The 19,807-nt window shown below is 71.7% G+C and carries 18 protein-coding genes; 16 read left to right on the top strand and 2 right to left on the bottom strand.

What is annotated here, in order from left to right:
* Positions 1-68: 68 nt before the first annotated feature.
* The 4 genes from ACEZDG_RS00480 to ACEZDG_RS00465 all read left to right on the top strand — a co-directional run bounded on the left by ACEZDG_RS00480 (position 69) and on the right by ACEZDG_RS00465 (position 4,647).
* Entirely contained in the window at positions 69-650 is a 582-nt protein-coding gene (locus ACEZDG_RS00480) for a DUF4365 domain-containing protein (RefSeq protein WP_380502202.1), read from the top strand.
* A 57-nt stretch (positions 651-707) separates the two neighbouring features.
* Positions 708-1,952, top strand: coding sequence for a hypothetical protein (locus tag ACEZDG_RS00475; protein ID WP_380502200.1), 1,245 nt, complete (start codon positions 708-710; stop codon positions 1,950-1,952).
* Between the two features lie 99 nt (positions 1,953-2,051).
* Positions 2,052-4,025 (top strand): threonine--tRNA ligase, encoded by a 1,974-nt coding sequence (gene thrS / locus ACEZDG_RS00470; RefSeq protein ID WP_380500960.1) that lies wholly within the window; start codon positions 2,052-2,054, stop codon positions 4,023-4,025.
* 61 nt (positions 4,026-4,086) lie between these two features.
* Entirely contained in the window at positions 4,087-4,647 is a 561-nt protein-coding gene (locus ACEZDG_RS00465) for an HIT family protein (RefSeq protein WP_380500958.1), read from the top strand.
* 16 nt (positions 4,648-4,663) lie between these two features.
* Here the strand turns inward: ACEZDG_RS00465 and ACEZDG_RS00460 are convergent, their stop codons facing one another.
* Together ACEZDG_RS00460 and ACEZDG_RS00455 are read right to left on the bottom strand one after the other, a co-directional pair.
* Complete coding sequence (locus tag ACEZDG_RS00460; protein ID WP_380500956.1) at positions 4,664-6,283, bottom strand: hypothetical protein; 1,620 nt, start codon at positions 6,281-6,283, stop codon at positions 4,664-4,666.
* Positions 6,284-6,451: 168 nt separating this feature from the next.
* Positions 6,452-8,644 carry an elongation factor G-like protein EF-G2 gene (locus ACEZDG_RS00455; RefSeq protein WP_380500954.1) on the bottom strand — a complete coding sequence of 731 codons (2,193 nt, stop codon included), beginning with the start codon at positions 8,642-8,644 and terminating at the stop codon, positions 6,452-6,454.
* Between the two features lie 237 nt (positions 8,645-8,881).
* Here ACEZDG_RS00455 and pgsA point away from each other — a divergent pair, with 237 nt between their 5' ends.
* From pgsA to secD, 12 genes are all read left to right on the top strand, one after another.
* Positions 8,882-9,532 carry a phosphatidylinositol phosphate synthase gene (gene pgsA, locus ACEZDG_RS00450; protein WP_380500952.1) on the top strand — a complete coding sequence of 217 codons (651 nt, stop codon included), beginning with the start codon at positions 8,882-8,884 and terminating at the stop codon, positions 9,530-9,532.
* Complete coding sequence (locus ACEZDG_RS00445) at positions 9,529-10,488, top strand: phosphatidylinositol mannoside acyltransferase (RefSeq protein WP_380500950.1); 960 nt, start codon at positions 9,529-9,531, stop codon at positions 10,486-10,488. The genes pgsA and ACEZDG_RS00445 overlap by 4 nt, the downstream gene beginning before the upstream one ends.
* Positions 10,485-11,663 (top strand): glycosyltransferase family 4 protein, encoded by a 1,179-nt coding sequence (locus ACEZDG_RS00440; RefSeq protein WP_380500948.1) that lies wholly within the window; start codon positions 10,485-10,487, stop codon positions 11,661-11,663. The genes ACEZDG_RS00445 and ACEZDG_RS00440 overlap by 4 nt, the downstream gene beginning before the upstream one ends.
* A 22-nt stretch (positions 11,664-11,685) precedes the next feature.
* On the top strand, positions 11,686-12,219 hold the full coding sequence (locus tag ACEZDG_RS00435) for a hypothetical protein (RefSeq protein ID WP_380500946.1): 534 nt from the start codon (positions 11,686-11,688) through the stop codon (positions 12,217-12,219).
* Between the two features lie 124 nt (positions 12,220-12,343).
* Positions 12,344-13,258, top strand: a complete 915-nt coding sequence (gene pdxS / locus ACEZDG_RS00430; RefSeq protein WP_380500944.1) for a pyridoxal 5'-phosphate synthase lyase subunit PdxS — start codon at positions 12,344-12,346, stop codon at positions 13,256-13,258.
* 112 nt (positions 13,259-13,370) lie between these two features.
* A complete protein-coding gene (gene pdxT / locus ACEZDG_RS00425; RefSeq protein ID WP_380500942.1) occupies positions 13,371-13,967 on the top strand; it encodes a pyridoxal 5'-phosphate synthase glutaminase subunit PdxT in 597 nt (198 codons plus the stop codon).
* 74 nt (positions 13,968-14,041) lie between these two features.
* The gene (locus ACEZDG_RS00420; RefSeq protein ID WP_380500940.1) at positions 14,042-14,803 is read left to right on the top strand and encodes a YebC/PmpR family DNA-binding transcriptional regulator; all 762 of its coding nucleotides are present in this window, start codon (positions 14,042-14,044) and stop codon (positions 14,801-14,803) included.
* 135 nt (positions 14,804-14,938) lie between these two features.
* Positions 14,939-15,484 carry a crossover junction endodeoxyribonuclease RuvC gene (gene ruvC / locus ACEZDG_RS00415; protein ID WP_380500938.1) on the top strand — a complete coding sequence of 182 codons (546 nt, stop codon included), beginning with the start codon at positions 14,939-14,941 and terminating at the stop codon, positions 15,482-15,484.
* Positions 15,481-16,095, top strand: a complete 615-nt coding sequence (gene ruvA, locus ACEZDG_RS00410; protein WP_380500936.1) for a Holliday junction branch migration protein RuvA — start codon at positions 15,481-15,483, stop codon at positions 16,093-16,095. The genes ruvC and ruvA overlap by 4 nt, the downstream gene beginning before the upstream one ends.
* 8 nt (positions 16,096-16,103) lie before the next feature.
* The gene (ruvB, locus tag ACEZDG_RS00405; protein ID WP_380500934.1) at positions 16,104-17,177 is read left to right on the top strand and encodes a Holliday junction branch migration DNA helicase RuvB; all 1,074 of its coding nucleotides are present in this window, start codon (positions 16,104-16,106) and stop codon (positions 17,175-17,177) included.
* A gap of 174 nt (positions 17,178-17,351) precedes the next feature.
* Positions 17,352-17,861: a preprotein translocase subunit YajC gene (gene yajC, locus ACEZDG_RS00400; RefSeq protein WP_380500932.1), complete on the top strand. Its 510-nt coding sequence runs from the start codon at positions 17,352-17,354 to the stop codon at positions 17,859-17,861.
* 213 nt (positions 17,862-18,074) lie between these two features.
* Complete coding sequence (gene secD / locus ACEZDG_RS00395) at positions 18,075-19,805, top strand: protein translocase subunit SecD (protein ID WP_380500930.1); 1,731 nt, start codon at positions 18,075-18,077, stop codon at positions 19,803-19,805.
* Positions 19,806-19,807: the final 2 nt, after the last annotated feature.

The raw sequence follows: 19,807 nt of genomic DNA, 5'->3' as shown, positions 1-19,807 counted from the left end.
AGACAACAGAGATGACGGCCCGTCCGGTCCGGACCGAGGGCCGCCGGTCGACGGGGAAGACGGCGGCGATGGCGCTGATACAACCCGAACCGGCCACGCCACCCGAGGGGTGGAGCGGCGCCGGTCCGGGGCAACCGATGCGAGGTCAACTCGCGGTCACCTCCTGCATGGAGACGCTCCAAGTGGGATATCTGCACGCGGTCGCCGCAGCGGCCGGCTGCGCGCTGTCCTCGCCCTTTCCCGACAACGGGATCGACTGGCACGTCAGCCACGGCAGCGCGGAGCACACCGAGGACGACGAGGCCACCATCAAGGTCCAGCTCAAGTGCACCTACCAGATCGCGCCCAGGCCGCCCGGGCCGTTCTTCAGCTTCACCCTCGACAACGACCACCTCCGCAAGCTCGCCCACAGCCGGGTCGCCGTCCACAAGATCCTGGTCGTGATGCTGGTTCCCAGGGAGGTCGACCAGTGGCTGGCGGCCGGCCCGGACCGGCTCGAAGTGCGGCACTGCTGCTACTGGGTCAACCTGGCGGGACAGTCGGTGACCGGGAAGCGCAGGACGAATGTCCGGATCCCGACGGAGCAGGTCTTCGACGATCGCTCGCTGTGCGCCATCATGGCGCGAGTGGGAGCGGGCGAACGTCCTTGAGCGCCATTCCAGGACCGACTCACGACCACTCCAGCCGGGAGGAATGACGTGACAGCCATGCGGCGCGACGCCCGACCAGAGGCCCTGGGTGCGATGGGCCGCGACGCCGTCAGGGCCCGCGGGCTGCGCTCCTCCCGGTCCGAGGACGGCACCCTCCCGGATCCGGGCCGGGTCGACCCCGGCGTCCTCAGCACCCTGCTCGCCCGGCACGGCTGGGTCCGCCGCGGCGGAGCGCAGGGCCACTACACCCGCTGGATCCCGCCCGACGACCTGGAGCCCGACACCAGCCTGCTGATCCCGGCCGACCGCAGCTTCGACGACAGCGCCGACCTGCTCGACGACGCCGTCGCCGCGCTCTCCCGCTCCGGCGTCCCCTCGGCCCGGGCCATCCTGGCCGCGCTGCTGGTCCCCGGCGACGAGATCCACTGGCGCCGCGACATCCCCGGCGTCGGCGGGGCCGTCCCCTGGGGCGCCGAGGAGGAACTGCACGCGGCGGCCAGGGCGATGCTCTCCGCCGCGGCCAAGGCCGCGCACTCCCGGGCGGCCTACTTCGGCGCCCGGCTGGACAGCTACGCCGCCGAGTTCCTGGAGCGGGTGCTGGTGGTCGCCCCCGGCACCGGGGCCGGGCTGCTCACCGCCTACACCGCGGCCCCGGACGACCGCGCGGCCACGGTCACCCTGGTCCGGGCGCTGGAGGTGACCCGGGACGCCATCGACCTGCAGCGGGCCACCGGACGTCCGGACGCCTTCGACGACGGGGTGCGGCTCGGGATCAGCCGGGAGCTGATCGGCTCGCTGGTGCAGCTGGTCCGGGGCAGCGAGGGCGCGGAGATCGCGCTGTCCTGGGCCGCCTCGGTCGGCCCCCCGCGCGACTTCGTCAACCGGCGGCTGCTGCTGGAGTTCAGCCCCGGCGACCTGCCGGTGCTGGAGGCGGCGGCCGAGCGCCTGGAGCACAGCGAACCCGCCGTCGCGGTGGAGCTGACCGGCGCGGTGGTCCGGCTGAAACGACAGGTCCCCGGCGGCGAGGGCCAGATCCGGCTGCGGGTGCTGACCGGCGCGGACGTGGACGAGGTCAGGATCCGGCTCGGCGAGGAGGACTACCGGACGGCGGTGGAGTCCCACCTGGCCGGCGTCCCGGTGCGGCTGCGGGGCCGGCTCGAACGGAAGGGCGGCTTCCGCAGGCTCAGCGACCCGGCCGGGGTCGAGCCGGTGGAACTGGACGCGGCCGAGCGGGACCGCATGCTCAAGACTCTGCGGCTGCGGGCCGGGTACGCCCCCGGGCCCGGCGAGGACGAGCGGTAACCCGGGGCGTAATGCCTGCGCGAGCACCTCCGGACTCTCGGTACCATCGTGATCGCAGCAGTAGCTGCTCAGGAGATAGCCGAGAGTCAGGAGAGTCCGGTGTCGGACGTCCGTGTGGTCATCAGTCGCGAACCCGATCGGGAAGAGCGCGTGGTGACGACGGGCACCACGGCGGCGGACCTGTTCCCCGGCGAGCGCGCGGTCATCGCGGCCCGGGTCGGCGGCGAGCTCAAGGACCTGGCCTACATCCTCGCCGAGGGCGACGAGGTCGAGCCGGTCGCGATCGACAGCGCCGACGGCCTGTCGATCCTGCGCCACTCCACCGCGCACATCATGGCGCAGGCCGTGCAGGCGCTGTTCCCCGAGGCCAAGCTGGGCATCGGCCCGCCGGTCAAGGACGGCTTCTACTACGACTTCGACGTCGAGCGGCCGTTCACCCCCGAGGACCTCAAGGCCATCGAGAAGAAGATGACCGAGATCATCAAGCGGGGCCAGAAGTTCTCCCGCCGGGTGGTCACCGACGAGGACGCGCGCGAGGAACTCAAGGACGAGCCCTACAAGTTGGAGCTGATCGGGCTCAAGGGCGGCGCCACCGGCGAGGACGGCGCGGATGTCGAGGTGGGCGGCGGCGAGCTGACCATCTACGACAACCTGGACCCGAAGAGCGGCGAGCTGTGCTGGCGCGACCTGTGCCGCGGCCCGCACCTGCCGTCCGCCCGGATCCCGGCCTTCAAGCTGATGCGCAACGCCGCGGCGTACTGGCGCGGCAGCGAGAAGAACCCGATGCTGCAGCGCATCTACGGCACCGCCTGGGCCACCAAGGACGACCTCAAGGCGCACCTGGACTTCCTGGAGGAGGCCGCCAAGCGCGACCACCGCAAGCTGGGCAGCGAGCTGGACCTGTTCTCCATCCCGGACGAGATCGGCTCCGGCCTGGCGGTGTTCCACCCCAAGGGCGGCATCATGCGCCGCACCATGGAGGACTACTCGCGCAAGCGGCACGAGGAGGCGGGCTACGAGTTCGTCTACACCCCGCACGCGACCAAGGGTGCGCTGTTCGAGAAGTCGGGCCACCTGGACTGGTACGCCGACGGCATGTACCCGCCGATGCAGCTCGACGAGGGCGTGGACTACTACCTCAAGCCCATGAACTGCCCGATGCACAACCTGATCTTCGACGCGCGGGGCCGCTCCTACCGCGAGCTGCCGCTGCGGCTGTTCGAGTTCGGCACGGTCTACCGCTACGAGAAGTCCGGTGTGGTGCACGGCCTGACCCGGGCCCGCGGCTTCACCCAGGACGACGCGCACATCTACTGCACCAAGGAGCAGATGGCGGACGAGCTCGACTCGACCCTCACCTTTGTGCTGGACCTGCTGCGCGACTACGGGCTCACCGACTTCTACCTGGAGCTCTCCACCAAGGACCCCGAGAAGTTCGTCGGCACCGACGAGGCATGGGAGGAGGCGACCGAGACCCTGCGCAAGGTCGCCGAGAAGCAGGGCCTCCCGCTCACCCCCGACCCGGGCGGCGCGGCCTTCTACGGCCCGAAGATCTCGGTCCAGGCCCGGGACGCGATCGGCCGCACCTGGCAGATGTCCACGGTGCAGCTGGACTTCAACCTGCCGGAGCGCTTCGACCTGCAGTACACCGCGGCGGACGGCTCACGGCAGCGTCCGGTCATGATCCACCGCGCGCTGTTCGGCTCGATCGAGCGGTTCTTCGCGGTGCTGCTGGAGCACTACGCCGGTGCGATGCCGCCGTGGCTCGCCCCGGTCCAGGCCGTCGGCATCCCGATCGGTGACGCCCACGTCGAGTACCTGCAGGAGTTCGCCGCCGAGGCCAAGGCCAAGGGCCTGCGGGTGGACGTGGACGCCTCCTCCGAGCGGATGCAGAAGAAGATCCGCAATCAGCAGAAGCTGAAGGTGCCGTTCATGATCATCGCCGGTGACGAGGACGTCGCCAACGGCGCCGTCAGCTTCCGCTACCGCAACGGCGAGCAGAAGAACGGCATCCCGAAGGCCGAGGCGCTCGCGGAGATCCTGGACGCGGTGGAGCGCCGGGTCCAGGTCTGAGCCGGACCCCGCGCACGCGGGGATGTCGGGGGCGGTCCTCTCAAGGGCCGCCCCTCCGCCTATGCTGATCGTTATGACGACGGAGCCGGAGCAGCAGGACGGGGTGGGCACCCCGGATGCGTTTGACCGCCTGTGGACGCCCCATCGGATGGCGTACATCAAGGGTGAGAACAAGCCGACCGGCCCGGAGCCGACGGACGGCTGTCCGTTCTGTGCGATCCCGGCGATGTCGGACGAGGACGGTCTGATCGTCCGCCGGGCGGACCACGCCTATGCGGTGCTCAACCTGTACCCCTACAACTCCGGCCACCTGATGGCGGTCCCGTACCGGCATGTCGCCGACTACACCGAGTTGACGCCGGAGGAGACCGCCGATGTCGCCGCGCTGACCAAGCAGGCGATGACCGCGCTGCGTGCTGCCTCCGGGGCGCAGGGCTTCAACATCGGGCTGAACCAGGGCCATGTGGCCGGCGCCGGCATCGCCGCCCATCTGCACCAGCACGTGGTGCCCCGCTGGGGCGGCGACACCAACTTCATGCCGATCATCGGGCAGACCCGGATCCTGCCCCAGGTGCTGGCGGACACCCGCAAGGTGCTGGTGGACGCCTGGCCCGAGGCGTAACCCGCTACCGCCTCCGCTACATGTCGTACTCGTCGACCTTGGTCGGGCGCACGCCCTGCACTTCGGAGCCCAGCATCTGCGAGCGGTTCTTGAAGCGGTCGACGTCCACGTCGTGGTCCGCCAGGACCTGCATCGTCGCCTGGTGGACCGCGCGCAGGACCGGGGTGGCGACCCGGAGCGCGTCGTCGGCCATGAAGCGGTGGGTCCAGGGCTTGTTGGCCCAGGCCGAGCGAAGGCCGAACGGCTCGGGGAGCTTCAGGGTGCCGCCGAGCCAGTCGAGTATCGGCTGGCCCCAGGGCCAGGTGAAGGGGGCCCGCACGGTCAGCCGGACCACCTCGTCCGGGGTCATGATGGGCAGGTGGACCGTGCGCTCCTCCCAGGGCTTGCCGGTCTTGGCGACCGACTTCTCCTTGGGCTTGGCCTTCTTGTCGAACATGGTCGCCATCGGCCCGATGGCGTAGCCGGTCACCTCGACCCGCAGGGTCTGGTGCAGCAGGGTGACGTTGGTGAGCAGGGTGACCACCAACTGGCCCTCCCACAGCACGAACTGGGCGCCGAGGTAGTGCCGCGGGCCGTTGCCGAAGGTCTGCCGGTTGGCCAGTTCGGTTATCGCCGAGGTCCGCATCCTGGTGCCGTCCATCCGGTCGGCGCCGAAGGGGCGGCTGATCTCGTCGGCGCCCTCCGGGATCGCCTGCACCACCCAGTGGTTGACCGACATCTGCGGGATGCCGCTGTCGGCCATGCTGCTGCGGGACATCTGCTTGAGGTTGTCCTCGATCTTCCGGACCACGTCCCAGGGGTGGAACGGGCGGATCTCGTCCACCCCCTCGCGTGGGTCGAGCTGCTCGGCGAGCTGCCAGGCCCCCCAGCGCCGCCCCATGCCGAGTATCCCCTTGGCCCCGGCGTAGTGGACCACGTTGGTGTCCTGCTCCTCGACCAGGGCCTCCAGCGACTTGCGCAGTTGCTCGGCCCTGGCGTCGGCGGGGCCGATCGGCACGGCGTCGCGGACGATCGGGCCCACCCCGCTGCCGTCGAGCACGGCGTTCCAGCGCTCGCGCAGCTGCTCCGCCGCGCGCAGGCAGAACCGCTGGGCGACGAACCAGCCGGCCACCGGGACCAGCATCATCACCCGGACGTAGAGCCCGGCGTAGCCGTGGGCGAAGGGCCGCCAGGCGAACAGCACGGTGAGCAGCACCGCCACCGCCAGCGCGGCGCCCCCGTAGACGGAGCGGCGTTCGGGGGCGCTGCGGCGGCGCACCTCGAAGGCGGCGAGCCAGAGCAGGGTGCCGGGCAGGAACAGGAAGCCGGCGATGAACGCGACGGCGGTGAGCCGCTTGTCGCGCTCGCGCCGCAGCGACCCGGCCGCCACGCAGTGCTCCACCACCAGCCGGGCGTCGGTGCCGAAGGAGGGCACCAGCGGCTTGCGGCCCGCGTTGAGGGTGCGCTTGATCACCGCCCGGGAGAACGCCTCGCCGAGGGTGGGGGAGAACAGGCCGGTGCGGCCGGCCTTGTGGTTGGTGCTCTCGTCGGTGTCGGTCAGGTCACTGACGGCGCCGTCCCGGTAGGCGAGGGAGGCGAGCGCGGCGGTGGCCGCGGTGTGCGGCGCGTCCGTGCGCGGGATCTGCGGCCAGACCACTGCGGTCCCCTCCCGACGGTCGTCCCGGTGGGATGGCTCCCCCGGCGTGATTCTCCCCCCGAACCGCACTGATCATCCGCTGAGCGGGTGTCAGGAAGCCGGAGCAGCCAGGGTATCGCTGTCGATCATCCGCCGTCAGGTGTCCTTCGCAAATCAGGCCGTCACGGCTCAGTGGGCGGGGGTGGGGGCGGTCCTGGCCGCCACCGCGTCCGGCATCGGCTCGTGCCGGACGTAGCTGCGGGTGAAGTCGCCCGCGCCGTGCGACAGCGAGCGGAGGTCCACGGCGTAGCGGACGATCTCCAGCTCCGGCACCTCGGCCCGGACCAGGGTCCGCCCGGTGCCCACCGGTTCCGTCCCCTGCACCCGGCCGCGGCGGCCGGACAGGTCGCTGAGCACCGCGCCCACGTACTCGTCGGCGACCAGGACCCCGAGCTCGGCGACCGGCTCCAGCAGCCGTACCCCGGTCTCGGCGGCGGCCTCGCGCAGCGCCAGCGCGCCCGCGGTCTGGAACGCGGCGTCGGAGGAGTCGACCGAGTGGGCCTTGCCGTCGACCAGGCTGACCCTGATGTCCACCACCGGGTAGCCGGCGCTGACGCCCCGGGCCAGCTGGGCCCTGACCCCCTTCTCCACCGAGGGGATGAACTGCCGGGGCACCGATCCGCCGACGATCCGGTCGACGAACTCGAAGCCGGCGCCGGTGGGCAGCGGTTCCACCTCGATCTCGCAGATCGCGAACTGCCCGTGCCCGCCGGACTGCTTGACGTGCCGTCCGCGCCCGCGGGCCGGACCGGCGAAGGTCTCCCGCAGCGGCACCAGGTACGGGACCGGGTCGACCTGGACGCCGTAGCGGGTGCGCAGCCGCTCCAGCAGCAGGTCGGCGTGGGCCTCGCCGAGGCACCAGAGCACCAGTTGCCGGGTGTCCGGGTTCTGCTCCAGCCGCAGCGCCGGGTCCTCGGCGACCAGCTTGGCCAGGCCCTGCGAGAGCTTGTCCTCGTCGGTCTTGCTGTGGGCCTCGACGGCGACCGGCAGCAACGGCTCCGGCATCGACCAGGCGGCCACCAGCAGCGGTTCGGCGGGGGCGGAGAGGGTGTCGCCGGTCTGCGCGCGGGCGAGCTTGGCGACGCAGACGATGTCCCCGGCGACGGCCCGGGCGACCTGGCGCTGGGTCCGGCCGAAGGGGGAGGACAGCGCGCCGACCCGCTCGTCCACGTCGTGGTCCTGGTGGCCCCGGTCGGTGAGGCCGTGTCCGGACACATGGACCGGCTGGTCCGGGTGCAGCGTCCCGGAGAAGACCCGGACCAGGCTGAGCCGGCCGACGTAGGGGTCGCCGCTGGTCTTGACCACCTCGGCGGCGAGCGGCCCGTCGGCGTCGCAGCTGAGCGGCGGACGGGACCCGCCGTCGGGGGTGGTGGCCTCGGGCAGCGGGCGTTCGGCGGGGGCGGGGAAGGCGGCGGTGACCAGTTCCAGCAGCTCGACGCTGCCCAGGCCCTCGCGGGAGCCGTCGAGCGGCAGCGCGGAGGCCAGCACCGGGTGGAACGCGCCCCTGGCGACCGCGCGTTCGAGGTCGTCGACCAGGGTCTTGCTGTCGATCTCCTCGCCGGCCAGGTAGCGGTCCATCAGGGCCTCGTCCTCGCTCTCGGCGATGACGGCCTCGATCAGCCGGTCCCTGGCCTCGGCGGCGGCCCCGCGCAGTTCGGCGTCGGGGGCCTGCTCGACCCGGTGCCCGTCGGCGTAGTCGAAGCAGCTGCCGCTGAGCAGTCCGAGCAGCCCGGAGATCCTCGGGGCCCCGTCAGGACCGGCCGGGCCGTGGTTCAGCGGCAGGTAGAGCGGCAGCACGGCTTCGGGGTTGTCGCCGCCGAAGGCGGTGCGGCAGAGCTCGACGGTGGCGGCGAAGTCGGCCTGCGGTGCGTCGAGCTTGGTGACGACCAGGGCCCGGGGCATACCGACCGCGGCGCACTCCTCCCACAGCATCCTGGTCGCGCCGTCGATGCCGTCGGTGGCGGGGACGACGAACAGGGCGGCGTCGGCGGCCCGCAGCCCGGCCCGCAGCTCGCCGGTGAAGTCCGCGTAGCCGGGGGTGTCCAGCAGGTTGATCCTGGTCCCGGAGTGCTCCAGCGGCACCAGCGAGAGCTGGACCGAGCGCTGCTGCCGGTGCTCGATGTCGTCGTAGTCGGAGACGGTGGTGCCGTCCTGGACCCGGCCGGCCCTGGTGAGCGCCCCGGTGGCCAGGGCCAGGCTCTCGGTGAGGGTGGTCTTTCCGGCGCCGCTGTGGCCGACCAGCACCACGTTGCGAATCGGCTGGTCGGCCGCCGGAGCCCTGCCGGCGGCTCCCGGGTGTCCGTTGGTCCTGTTCTCGCCCATGGCGATCTCCTCCCGCGCACACTCCAATGTCGGCCACGGGGGACCGCGCAGAGTGGGTGGAGGGTCACCCGCGGTGATGGTGAGCTTGGCACCAGCACGCGCCCAGGTCCATAGCCTACGCGCGGGCGGCGTGCCCGGCCCGTGGCCGTGCCGCCGCCACGGATACGATGTCCCAGCCTGGGGCCGCCGCTGGTTCCTCGTCGTCAGCAGAGCCAGATCGGAGCGGTCGGAAGGCCCATGCTCAACAAATACGCCCGAGCTTTCTTCACCAAGGTGCTCACCCCCTTCGCCACCTTCCTGCTGCGGATCGGGGTCAGCCCGGACGCGGTCACCCTGGTCGGGACGGCCGGGGTGGTGGCGGGTGCGCTGGTGTTCTTCCCCCGGGGCAGCTTCTTCTGGGGCACCCTGGTGATCACCGCCTTTGTCTTCTCCGACCTGGTCGACGGCAATATGGCCCGGCAGGCCGGCACCTCCAGCGTCTGGGGCGCCTTCCTCGACTCCACCCTGGACCGGGTCGCCGACTCGGCGGTCTTCGGCGGCATCGCCCTCTGGTACGCGGGCAAGGGCGACAACCTGCTGCTCTGCGCGGTGGCGGTGTTCTGCCTGGCCAGCGGCCAGGTGGTGTCCTACACCAAGGCCAGGGCCGAGAGCCTCGGCCTGAAGTGCGACGTCCAGGGGCTGGTGGAGCGGGCCGAACGGCTGGTGGTGACGCTGGTCCTGGCCGGCCTCTCCGGGCTGCACCAGTTCGGCGTCCCGTACATCGACTGGCTGCTGCCGATCGCGCTGTGGCTGATCGCGGTGGGCAGTCTGGTCACCGTGTTCCAGCGGGTGGTCACGGTGCGCCGGGAGGCCGCCGAGGCCGTCGCGGCCGGTGCGGGCCGACTGTGAGCGGATTCAGCGACAACCTCACCTACACCGCCTACGCGGCGGGCTGGGCCGCGGTGAAGCGGCTGCCCGAGCCCGCCGCCAACGCCCTGTTCCAGCGGATCGGGGACCAGGTCTGGAAGCGGCGCGGCAAGGGCGTGCTGCGGCTCGAGGCCAATCTGCGCCGGGTCCGCCCGGAGGCCACCGACGCCGAGATCGCCGAGCTGGGCCGGGCCGGGATGCGCAGCTACCTGCGCTACTGGTGCGAGTCCTTCCGGATGCCGGTGTGGAGCCGGGAGCGGGTGCAGGCCTCGTTCGAGCCCGAGTTCATCGAACGCCTGGACCAGGCCATGGCCTCCGGCCGGGGCGCGGTGCTGGCCCTGCCGCACATGGGCAACTGGGACCTGGCCGGCGCCTGGGTGGTGGTCCGCGGCTACCCCTTCGCCACCGTCGCCGAGCGGCTCAAGCCGGAGAAGCTCTTCGACCGCTTCGTCGCCTACCGCGAGGGCCTGGGCATGGAGGTGCTGCCGCTGACCGGCGGCGCCAACACCCTGGCCACGCTGGCCAAGCGGCTGCGCGCGGGCGGGCTGGTCTGCCTGGTCGGCGACCGCGACCTGTCCGCCTCCGGGGTGGACGTCAGCTTCATGGGCGAGGCCGCCAGGATGCCTGCCGGACCGGCCGTGCTGGCAGTGCAGACCGGTGCGGCGCTGCTCCCGGTGACCCTCTGGTACGACGGCACCCCGGTGATGAAGGGCCGGGTCCACGAGGAGGTCGCCGTCCCGGAGACCGGCAGCAAGCGGGAGAAGGCGGCGACGATGACCCAGGCGCTCGCCGACGTCTGGTCCGAGGGCGTGCGCGAGCACCCGCAGGACTGGCACATGCTGCAGCGGTTCTGGCTGGCCGACGTGGACCAGGACCGGCTCGCCCCGAGCACCCAGGCCGCCCCGGCCGAGGCAGCCCCAGAGGAGACAGTGCAGTGAGGATCGGCATCGTCTGCCCGTACGCCTGGGACGTCCCGGGCGGCGTCCAGTTCCACGTCAGGGACCTGGCCGAGCACCTGATCCGGCTGGGCCACCACGTCTCCGTGCTGGCCCCGGCGGACGAGAACCTGCCGGTGCCGCCGTACGTGGTCGCCGCGGGCCGTGCGGTGCCGGTGCCCTACAACGGCTCGGTGGCCCGGCTGAGCTTCGGCTTCCTCTCCGCCGCGCGGGTGCGCCGCTGGCTGCACGACGGCCACTTCGACGTGCTGCACCTGCACGAGCCGGTCACCCCCAGCCTGTCGATACTGGCCTGCTGGGCCGCCAGCGGCCCGATCGTGGCGACCTTCCACACCTCCAACCCGCGCTCCCGCGCCATGATCGCCGCCGAGCCGCTGATGCAGCCCGCGCTGGAGAAGATCAGCGCCCGGATCGCGGTCAGCGAGTACGCCCGGCGCACCCTGGTCGAGCACTTCGGCGGCGACGCCGTGGTCATCCCCAACGGCGTCGACGTCGGCTTCTTCGCGGACGCCGAGCCGCGTCCGGAGTGGAGCGGCGGCACCATCGGCTTCGTCGGCCGGATCAACGAGCCCCGCAAGGGCCTGCCGACGCTGCTGGAGGCACTGCCCCGGATCATCGCCGCCCGCCCCGACGTCCGGCTGCTGGTGGCCGGCAAGGGTGACGAGGAGGAGGCGGTCAAGGGCCTTCCGCCGCAGGTCAGGGCCAGGATCGAGTTCCTCGGCATGGTCACCGACCAGGAGAAGGCCAGCCTGCTGCGCAGCGTCGACCTCTATGTCGCGCCGAACACCGGCGGCGAGAGCTTCGGCATCATCCTGGTCGAGGCCATGTCGGCCGGCGCCCCGGTGCTGGCCAGCGACCTGGACGCGTTCCGGCAGGTGCTGGACGGGGGAGCGGCGGGCGAGCTGTTCCCGGTCGAGGACGCCGACGCGCTGGCCGGGGCCGCGATCCGGCTGCTCGGCGACCCGGCGCGGCTGGCTGCGCTGCGCGAGTCCGGCTCCCGGCACGTCCGCCGCTTCGACTGGGAGACCGTCGGCGCGGACATCCTCTCCGTCTACGAGACCGTCACCACCGGTGCCGCCGCGATCGTCGACGCCGAACCGTCCGACAACGGCGGCTGGCGCGCCCGCTTCGGCCTGGCCCGCGACGCCACCCCCTGATCCGGCCCTAAGGTAGGCGCTCGTGAGCATCTGGATCTGGGTCGTCATCGCCGTCGTCGTCATCGGCCTCTACCTCAGCTGGACCGCCGGGCGGCTCGACCGGCTGCACGCGCGGATCGACGCCGCCCGGGCCGGCCTCGACGCCCAGCTGCTCCGGCGTTCGGCGACCACGCTGGAGCTGGCGACCTCGACCCGGCTCGACCCCGCCTCCTCGATCGTGCTCTACCAGGCCGCCCACGCCGCCCGTACCGCGGACGAGGAGCAGCGCGAGGTGGCCGAGAGTGAGCTGAGCCAGGCGCTGCGGGCGGTGTTCGGGGCGCCCGAGCAGGTCGACGAGCTGCGGGCGCTGACCGGCGGCGAGGACATCGTGGCCGACCTGGCCTCGGCCGCGCGCCGGGTGCCGATGGCCCGCACCTTCCACAACGACTCGGTCCGGGCCGCCCGCGCGGTGCGCAGGCACCGGGTGGTGCGGATGTTCCGACTGGCCGGGCACGCCCCGTTCCCGCTGACCTTCGAAATGGACGACGAGGCCCCGGCCGCGCTGACCCCGGCGTGACACGCACCACTGCGGAGTGTCCGCCCAGTGCCAGGTGGACCAGGTGGAGCATCGGTTAGGGTCGTGACGGGCCTACCATTGGGCTTATCGCACCACCATGTCCGTGTCTTCAGTGAGGTCATACGTGTCCACCAACACCCCCGCCCCCACCAGCAGCCCCGCGGTCGGAACCGCCCGCGTCAAGCGCGGCATGGCCGAGCAGCTCAAGGGCGGCGTGATCATGGACGTCGTCAACGCCGAGCAGGCGAAGATCGCCGAGGACGCCGGCGCCGTGGCGGTCATGGCCCTGGAGCGGGTCCCCGCCGACATCCGCAAGGACGGCGGCGTGGCCCGGATGTCCGACCCGGACATGATCGACGGCATCATCAGCGCGGTCTCCATCCCGGTCATGGCCAAGTCCCGGATCGGCCACATCGTCGAGGCCCAGATCCTGCAGTCGCTCGGGGTCGACTACATCGACGAGTCCGAGGTGCTGACCCCGGCCGACGAGGTCAACCACAGCGACAAGTGGGCCTTCACCACCCCCTTCGTCTGCGGCGCCACCAACCTGGGCGAGGCGCTGCGCCGGATCGCCGAGGGCGCGGCCATGATCCGCTCCAAGGGCGAGGCCGGCACCGGCAACGTGGTCGAGGCCGTGCGCCACATGCGGCAGATCCGCGGCGACATCGGCAAGCTGCGCGCCCTGGACAACAACGAGCTCTACGCCGCCGCCAAGGAGCTCCGCGCCCCGTACGAGCTGGTCGCCGAGGTCGCCGCGCTGGGCAAGCTCCCGGTCGTGCTGTTCTCCGCGGGCGGCGTGGCCACCCCGGCCGACGCCGCGCTGATGATGCACCTCGGCGCCGAGGGCGTCTTCGTCGGCTCCGGCATCTTCAAGTCCGGCGACCCGGCCAAGCGCGCCGAGGCCATCGTCAAGGCCACCACCTTCTGGGACGACCCCAAGGTGATCGCGGACGTCTCGCGCGGCCTGGGCGAGGCCATGGTCGGCATCAACTGCGACACCCTCCCCGAGACCGAGCGCTACGCCAACCGCGGCTGGTAGTACGCACCGAGGGTGGGGAGTGCGGCCCTCGGGCCCGCACTCCCCACCTTCCTCGTTTCCCCTTGCATCCCCTTGCTGACGTTCCACCGATCCCCTCGAAGAGGTTCCCGCTGTGACCAGTTCCCCCGTCATCGGTGTGCTCGCGCTGCAGGGCGACGTGCGGGAGCACGCGCTGGCCCTGGCCGAGGCGGACGCGGTGGCCCGCCCGGTCCGCCGCCCCGAGGAGCTGGCGGAGATCGACGCGCTGGTCATCCCAGGCGGCGAGTCCACCACCATGTCCAAGCTGGCGCTGATCTTCGGCCTGATGGACCCGCTGCGGGCCCGGGTCGCCGCCGGGATGCCGGTCTACGGCTCCTGCGCCGGCATGATCATGCTGGCCGACAAGATCCTGGACGGCCGGGACGACCAGCAGAGCGTCGGCGGCATCGACATGACCGTGCGCCGCAACGCCTTCGGCCGGCAGAACGAGTCCTTCGAGCAGGACGTCGACTTCCGCGGCCTGGACGGCGGCCCGGTGCACGGGATCTTCATCAGGGCTCCCTGGGTCGAGTCGGTCGGCGAGGGCGTGGAGGTGCTGGCGGACCTGGGCGACCAGCGGATCGTCGCGGTCCGGCAGCGGAACCTGCTGGCCACGTCGTTCCATCCGGAGCTGAGCGGGGACAGCCGGGTGCACCGGTACTTCGTGGACATGGTCCGCGACGCGGGGTGACCATTGGCGCCACGGGCGACGGTAGGATCTCCCCTGTTCATTTCTTTGGTGTTGTGTATTGAAGGAGCTACTCGATGTCCGGCCACTCCAAATGGGCTACCACCAAGCACAAGAAGGCCGTCGTCGACGCCAAGCGCGGCAAGCTCTTCGCCAAGATGATCAAAAACATCGAGGTCGCGGCCAGGACCGGCGGCGGCGACCCGGCCGGTAACCCGACGCTCTACGACGCCATCCAGAAGGCCAAGAAGAGCTCGGTCCCGATCGACAACATCAACCGCGCGGTCAAGCGCGGCTCCGGGGCCGAGGCCGGCGGCGCGGACTACTCCACGATCATGTACGAGGGCTACGGCCCCAACGGCGTCGCGGTGCTGATCGAGTGTCTGACCGACAACCGCAACCGCGCCGCCTCCGACGTCCGGGTGGCGATGACCCGCAACGGCGGCTCGATGGCGGACCCGGGCTCGGTGTCGTACATGTTCACCCGCAAGGGCGTCATCGTCGTCGCCAAGGGCGACAAGCTGGACGAGGACACCGTGCTGGACGCGGTGCTGGACGCGGGCGCCGAAGAGGTGAACGACCTCGGCGAGAACTTCGAGGTCATCAGCGAGGCCACCGACATGGTCGCGGTCCGCACCGCGCTGCAGGACGCCGGGATCGACTACGACTCGGCCGACGCGAGCTTCGTCCCCAGCGTGCAGGTCGAGTTGGACGCCGACGGCGCCCGCAAGATCTTCCGGCTGATCGACGCGCTCGAGGACAGCGACGACGTGCAGAACGTCTTCGCCAACTTCGACCTCTCCGCCGAGGTCGTCGCCGAGCTGGACGAGGAAGACTAGCGCCTGCCGCATCGCCGCCCGGCACCCCCTGCGGGTGCCGGGCGGCGGCATGTCCGGGGGCGGGTTGTCGGCGGTGAACGATAGCCTCACCACGGACTGTTCCTTTTTGGTCCGTTCCAAGGAGAGGCTGGGCACGTGCGCGTACTGGGGGTGGATCCCGGCCTGACCCGCTGCGGCGTCGGCGTGGTCGACGGCGCGCCCGGACGCCCGCTGGCGATGGTGGCCTGCGGCGTGGTCCGCACCCCCGCCGAGAGCGAGGTGGCGCAGCGGCTGCTGCAGATCGAGCAGGGGCTGGAGCTGTGGTTCGACCAGTACCGGCCCGAACTCGTGGCGGTGGAGCGGGTGTTCGCCCAGCACAACGTCCGCACCGTGATGGGCACCGCGCAGGCCAGCGCGGTCGCCATGCTCTGCGCCACCCGCCGCGGCATCCCGGTCACCCTGCACACCCCCAGCGAGGTGAAGGCCGCCGTCACCGGCAACGGCCGCGCCGACAAGGCGCAGGTCGGCGCCATGGTCACCCGGCTGCTGCGGCTGGACGCGCCGCCGAAGCCGGCCGACGCCGCCGACGCCCTCGCGCTCGCCATCTGCCACATCTGGCGCGGAGCGGCCACCGACCGCATCGCCGCCGCCGTCGCCCGCACCAGCGGTCCGGGCGCCCGTCCCAAGGAGTACCGCCGATGATCGCTTTCGTCAGTGGCCCGGTGGCCGCCCTCGGCCCGGCCTCGGCCGTGATCGAGGTCGGCGGCGTCGGCATGCTGGTGCAGTGCGCCCCCGCCGTGCTGGCCACGCTGCGGGTCGGCGAACCCGCCCGGCTGGCCACCTTCCTGGTGGTCCGCGAGGACTCGCTCACCCTCTACGGCTTCGCCGACGACGACGAGCGGCAGACCTTCGAACTGCTGCAGACCGCCAGCGGCATCGGCCCCAAGGTGGCCCAGGCGATGCTCGCCGTGCACAGCCCGGACGCGCTGCGGATCGCGATCCAGCGCGGCGACGCCAAGGCGCTCACCGCCGTGCCCGGGATCGGCCCCAAGGGCGCCCAGAAGCTGCTGATCGAGCTCAAGGACCGGCTCGGCGCCCCCACCGGCGTCGCGGCCCCCCGGCAGCGCGCCCTCGCCGCCGGGCCCGCCCCCTGGACCGAGCAGCTGCACGCCGCCCTGGTCGGCCTGGGCTTCGCCCCGCGCGAGGCCGAGGACGCCGTGGTCGCGGTCACCCCCGAGGCCGAGGCCCAGGACAAGCCCGACATCTCGGCCCTGCTGCGCAGCGCCCTCCGTACCCGCAACCGCACTCGCTGAGGACTGCCATGAGCGTGTATGACGAATCCTCATCTCCCGTCTCCACCGCGGCGGACGGCGAGGACCGCGCGGTCGAGGCCGCGCTGCGCCCCAAGGACCTGGACGAGTTCATCGGCCAGGAGCGGGTCCGCGAGCAGCTCTCGCTGGTGCTCCAGGCCGCCCGGCACCGTTCGGCCACACCGGACCACGTGCTGCTCAGCGGTCCGCCCGGACTGGGCAAGACCACCCTGTCGATGATCATCGCGGCGGAGATGAACGCCCCGATCCGGATCACCTCGGGGCCCGCCATCCAGCACGCGGGCGACCTCGCCGCGATCCTCTCCTCGCTCACCGAGGGCGAGGTGCTGTTCCTGGACGAGATCCACCGGATGTCCCGGCCGGCCGAGGAGATGCTCTACATGGCCATGGAGGACTTCCGGGTCGACGTCATCGTCGGCAAGGGTCCCGGGGCCACCGCCATCCCGCTGGAGCTGCCGCCGTTCACCCTGGTCGGCGCGACCACCAGGGCGGGCCTGCTGCCGCCCCCGCTGCGCGACCGCTTCGGCTTCACCGGCCACATGGAGTTCTACGCCCCGGTCGAACTGGAGCGGGTGATCCACCGCTCGGCCCGGCTGCTCGACGTCAGGATCGACGCGGACGCGGCGGCCGAGATCGCCGGGCGCTCCCGCGGCACCCCCCGGATCGCCAACCGGCTGCTGCGCCGGGTCCGCGACTTCGCGCAGGTCAGGCATGACGGGATGGTCACCAAGGAGATCGCCGCCGCCGCCCTGGCGGTCTACGAGGTGGACGCCCGCGGCCTGGACCGGCTGGACCGCGCGGTGCTGCACGCGCTGCTGAAACTGTTCGGCGGAGGCCCGGTCGGCCTGTCCACCCTCGCCGTCGCGGTGGGGGAGGAGAGCGAGACGGTGGAGGAGGTGGCCGAGCCCTTCCTGGTCCGCGAGGGCCTGCTGGCCCGCACCCCCAGGGGCCGGATCGCCACCGCCGCCGCCTGGGAGCACCTCGGCCTCACGCCCCCGCAGGGCCCTCCGCACACGTCTCTCCCGGCCCAGCAGGAGCTTTTCGCGCCCCGTTCCGAGGAATGATCCGACGAACGGCAGTGCGAGGTACTCGCGCTTCCAGGAACCCGGATGACATGCTCTACGTTGTCCGTCCACGGCGGGTCGCCTAGACTCCGCCGGTGCCACCCCTATAAACGTGGCAGTCCGCCCCCCATGACAGGCCGCTCCCCCTGCGGCCTCGCAAAGGATCCGTCAGTCATGAGTTCCTCCTCTCTCCTCATCGTCGCAGTCGTCATGTTCGGGGCCATGTTCATGATGACCCGCTCTGCGAAGAAGAAGCAGCAGCAGGCAAGCGAGATGCGCAACAAGATGGAGCCGGGTTCCGGCATCCGCACCATCGGCGGTATGTACGCCCTGGTCAAGGCCGTGAACGACGACTCGGTCGAGCTCGAGGTCGCCCCCGGCGTGCACGCCATCTATGCGAAGAACGCCATCGCGGTGGTGCTGGACGGCGCCGAGTACAACCGGATCGTCCACGGCGATGTCGAGGACGATGAGGTCGAGGACGACGACGCGGCCGAGGGCGAGCCGCTCACCGCGGACGAGGCAGCAACGCCGATCGGCTTCGACAAGGCCCCCAGCCTGGAGAAGCCCGCAGACGCCGCCGAGTCCCCCGAGGACGAGGCCGTCGCTGTGGCCGAGGCCGAGACCGAGGCCGCCGCGGCTGCCGAGGAGCCCGCCGCAGACAAGGGCGTCACCGCCAAGTAGCCTGCCCCCAACGGCAGACGTTCCGGGGGCTCCGCCTCCGGTCGGCTTCACCCCGACCGCTGCGTCGTGGCCGTGCCCACCCCCTGTCCGCCGGACCTCCGGCGGTGGTGGCGCGTCCCACCCACGGCATGGACAGAGAGAATCGAGAAGGTGGCATCACCGAAATCCCGTCCGCGTGACGGATACCCAGGGCGTGCGCTGAGCCTGATCCTGGTGATCACGGCAGCCCTGGTGGGCATCATGTTCGCCACCGGGAACACCACCCCGCACCTCGGCATCGACCTCGCGGGCGGCACGAGCATCACGCTCACGGCCTCGCCGCCCCCCGGTGCCCCCAAGAGTGCGGTCAACGGTGCCAGCCTCAGCGAGGCGCAGCAGATCATGGAGAAGCGCGTCAACGCCTTCGGTGTCTCCGAGGCCACGGTGCAGACCCAGGGCGGCAACACGCTCCTGGTGACCATCCCCAAGGGCACGGACCCCACCAAGATCGAGGACGAGATCAGCAAGACCGCGCTGATGTACTTCAGGCCGGTCCTCGCCATCGCGCCCTCGGGTGTGGTCGCCTCGCCGGCCCCCTCCTCCTCGGCGTCGTCCTCGGCCTCCTCCTCGTCCAGCGCCACGCCGCCCGCTGCCAAGGCGCCCTCCTCGACCGCGACCCCGTCCGCGGGCAAGACCCAGGGCGACGCGCTCACCCGGGACCTGACCGCCGCCTCGGCCACCGCCACCGCCACCGCGGCCGGCAAGGCCTCGGCCACGCCGAACAGCACCGCTTCGGCCGTCCCGTCGGGTTCGGCCAGCAGCGCGCCGGTCGACACCTCCTCGCTGACCCAGGGCACCGTCCCGGCCGACCTGACGGCGGCGTTCGCGAAGCTGGACTGCTCCGACAAGAAGCAGCAGTCGACCGACTTCCAGACGTCCAACAGCAAGGACGCCGTCGCCTGCGACGCGACCTCGACCAGCGGCGTCTACTACAAGTACGCGCTCGGCCCGGTCGCGGTGGCCGGCACCGACATCAGCAGCGCCTCCTCCGGCCTCAGCCAGCAGACCGGCCAGTGGCAGGTCAACCTGAGCTTCAACGGCCACGGCTCGCAGGCCTTCGCCACCACCACGGCGACCCTGTCCAAGAACACCGCGCCGCAGAACCAGTTCGCCATCGTGCTGGACGGCCAGGTGCAGTCCGCTCCCTCGGTCTCCTCCTCCATCGTCGGCGGACAGGCCGAGATCAGCGGCAGCTTCGACCAGAAGTCCGCGAGCGACCTGGCCACCGTGCTGAACGCCGGCGCGCTGCCGCTCAAGCTCACCACCCAGGACACCACCACGGTCTCGCCCGAGCTCGGCAGCAGCCAGCTCACCGCCGGCCTGGTCTCCGGTGCCATCGGCCTCGCCCTGGTGGTGCTGTACTCGATGCTCTACTACCGCGGCCTCGGCCTGGTGGCCATCGCCGGCCTGGCGGTCTCCGCCGTGCTCACGTACTCGATCATGTGCCTGCTCGGGGCGTCGATCGGGTTCGCGCTGAACCTGCCGGCGGTCTGCGGTGCCATCGTCGCCATCGGCATCACCGCGGACTCCTTCGTCGTCTACTTCGAGAGAATCCGCGACGAACTGCGGCACGGCACTTCGCTGCGCCCGTCGGTGCAGCGGGCCTGGCCCAAGGCCCGGCGTACCATCCTGGTGGCGGACTTCGTGTCCTTCCTGGCCGCCGCGGTGCTGTACTTCTTCACCGTCGGCAAGGTGCAGGGCTTCGCGTTCACGCTGGGCCTGACCACCCTGCTGGACGTGGTGGTGATCTTCCTCTTCACCAAGCCGCTGATCAGCCTGCTGGCCCGCCGCAGGTTCTTCGCGGACGGCCACCCCATGTCGGGGCTCGACCCCAAGCGCCTCGGTGTGCGTCCTCCGCTGCGCGGTGGCCGCAGGCCGCTCCCCGCCACCCCGAAGGAGGTCTGAGC

The sequence above is a fragment of the Streptacidiphilus alkalitolerans genome, assembly GCF_042511045.1.
GTDB lineage: Bacteria > Actinomycetota > Actinomycetes > Streptomycetales > Streptomycetaceae > Streptacidiphilus > Streptacidiphilus alkalitolerans.
This window is presented reverse-complemented; position numbering and strand designations above follow the sequence as displayed.

What these genes read in the sequence shown, in the direction of transcription:
- ACEZDG_RS00480 (WP_380502202.1), top strand. Translation starts at nt 69, where the DNA reads ATGGCGCTGATACAACCCGAACCGGCCACGCCACCCGAGGGGTGGAGC.
- ACEZDG_RS00465 (WP_380500958.1), top strand. Translation starts at nt 4,087, where the DNA reads ATGCTGATCGTTATGACGACGGAGCCGGAGCAGCAGGACGGGGTGGGC.
- ACEZDG_RS00455 (WP_380500954.1), bottom strand. Translation starts at nt 8,644, where the DNA reads ATGGGCGAGAACAGGACCAACGGACACCCGGGAGCCGCCGGCAGGGCT.
- yajC (WP_380500932.1), top strand. Translation starts at nt 17,352, where the DNA reads ATGAGTTCCTCCTCTCTCCTCATCGTCGCAGTCGTCATGTTCGGGGCC.
- ruvB (WP_380500934.1), top strand. Translation starts at nt 16,104, where the DNA reads ATGAGCGTGTATGACGAATCCTCATCTCCCGTCTCCACCGCGGCGGAC.
- ruvA (WP_380500936.1), top strand. Translation starts at nt 15,481, where the DNA reads ATGATCGCTTTCGTCAGTGGCCCGGTGGCCGCCCTCGGCCCGGCCTCG.
- ACEZDG_RS00475 (WP_380502200.1), top strand. Translation starts at nt 708, where the DNA reads ATGCGGCGCGACGCCCGACCAGAGGCCCTGGGTGCGATGGGCCGCGAC.
- ACEZDG_RS00420 (WP_380500940.1), top strand. Translation starts at nt 14,042, where the DNA reads ATGTCCGGCCACTCCAAATGGGCTACCACCAAGCACAAGAAGGCCGTC.
- pgsA (WP_380500952.1), top strand. Translation starts at nt 8,882, where the DNA reads ATGCTCAACAAATACGCCCGAGCTTTCTTCACCAAGGTGCTCACCCCC.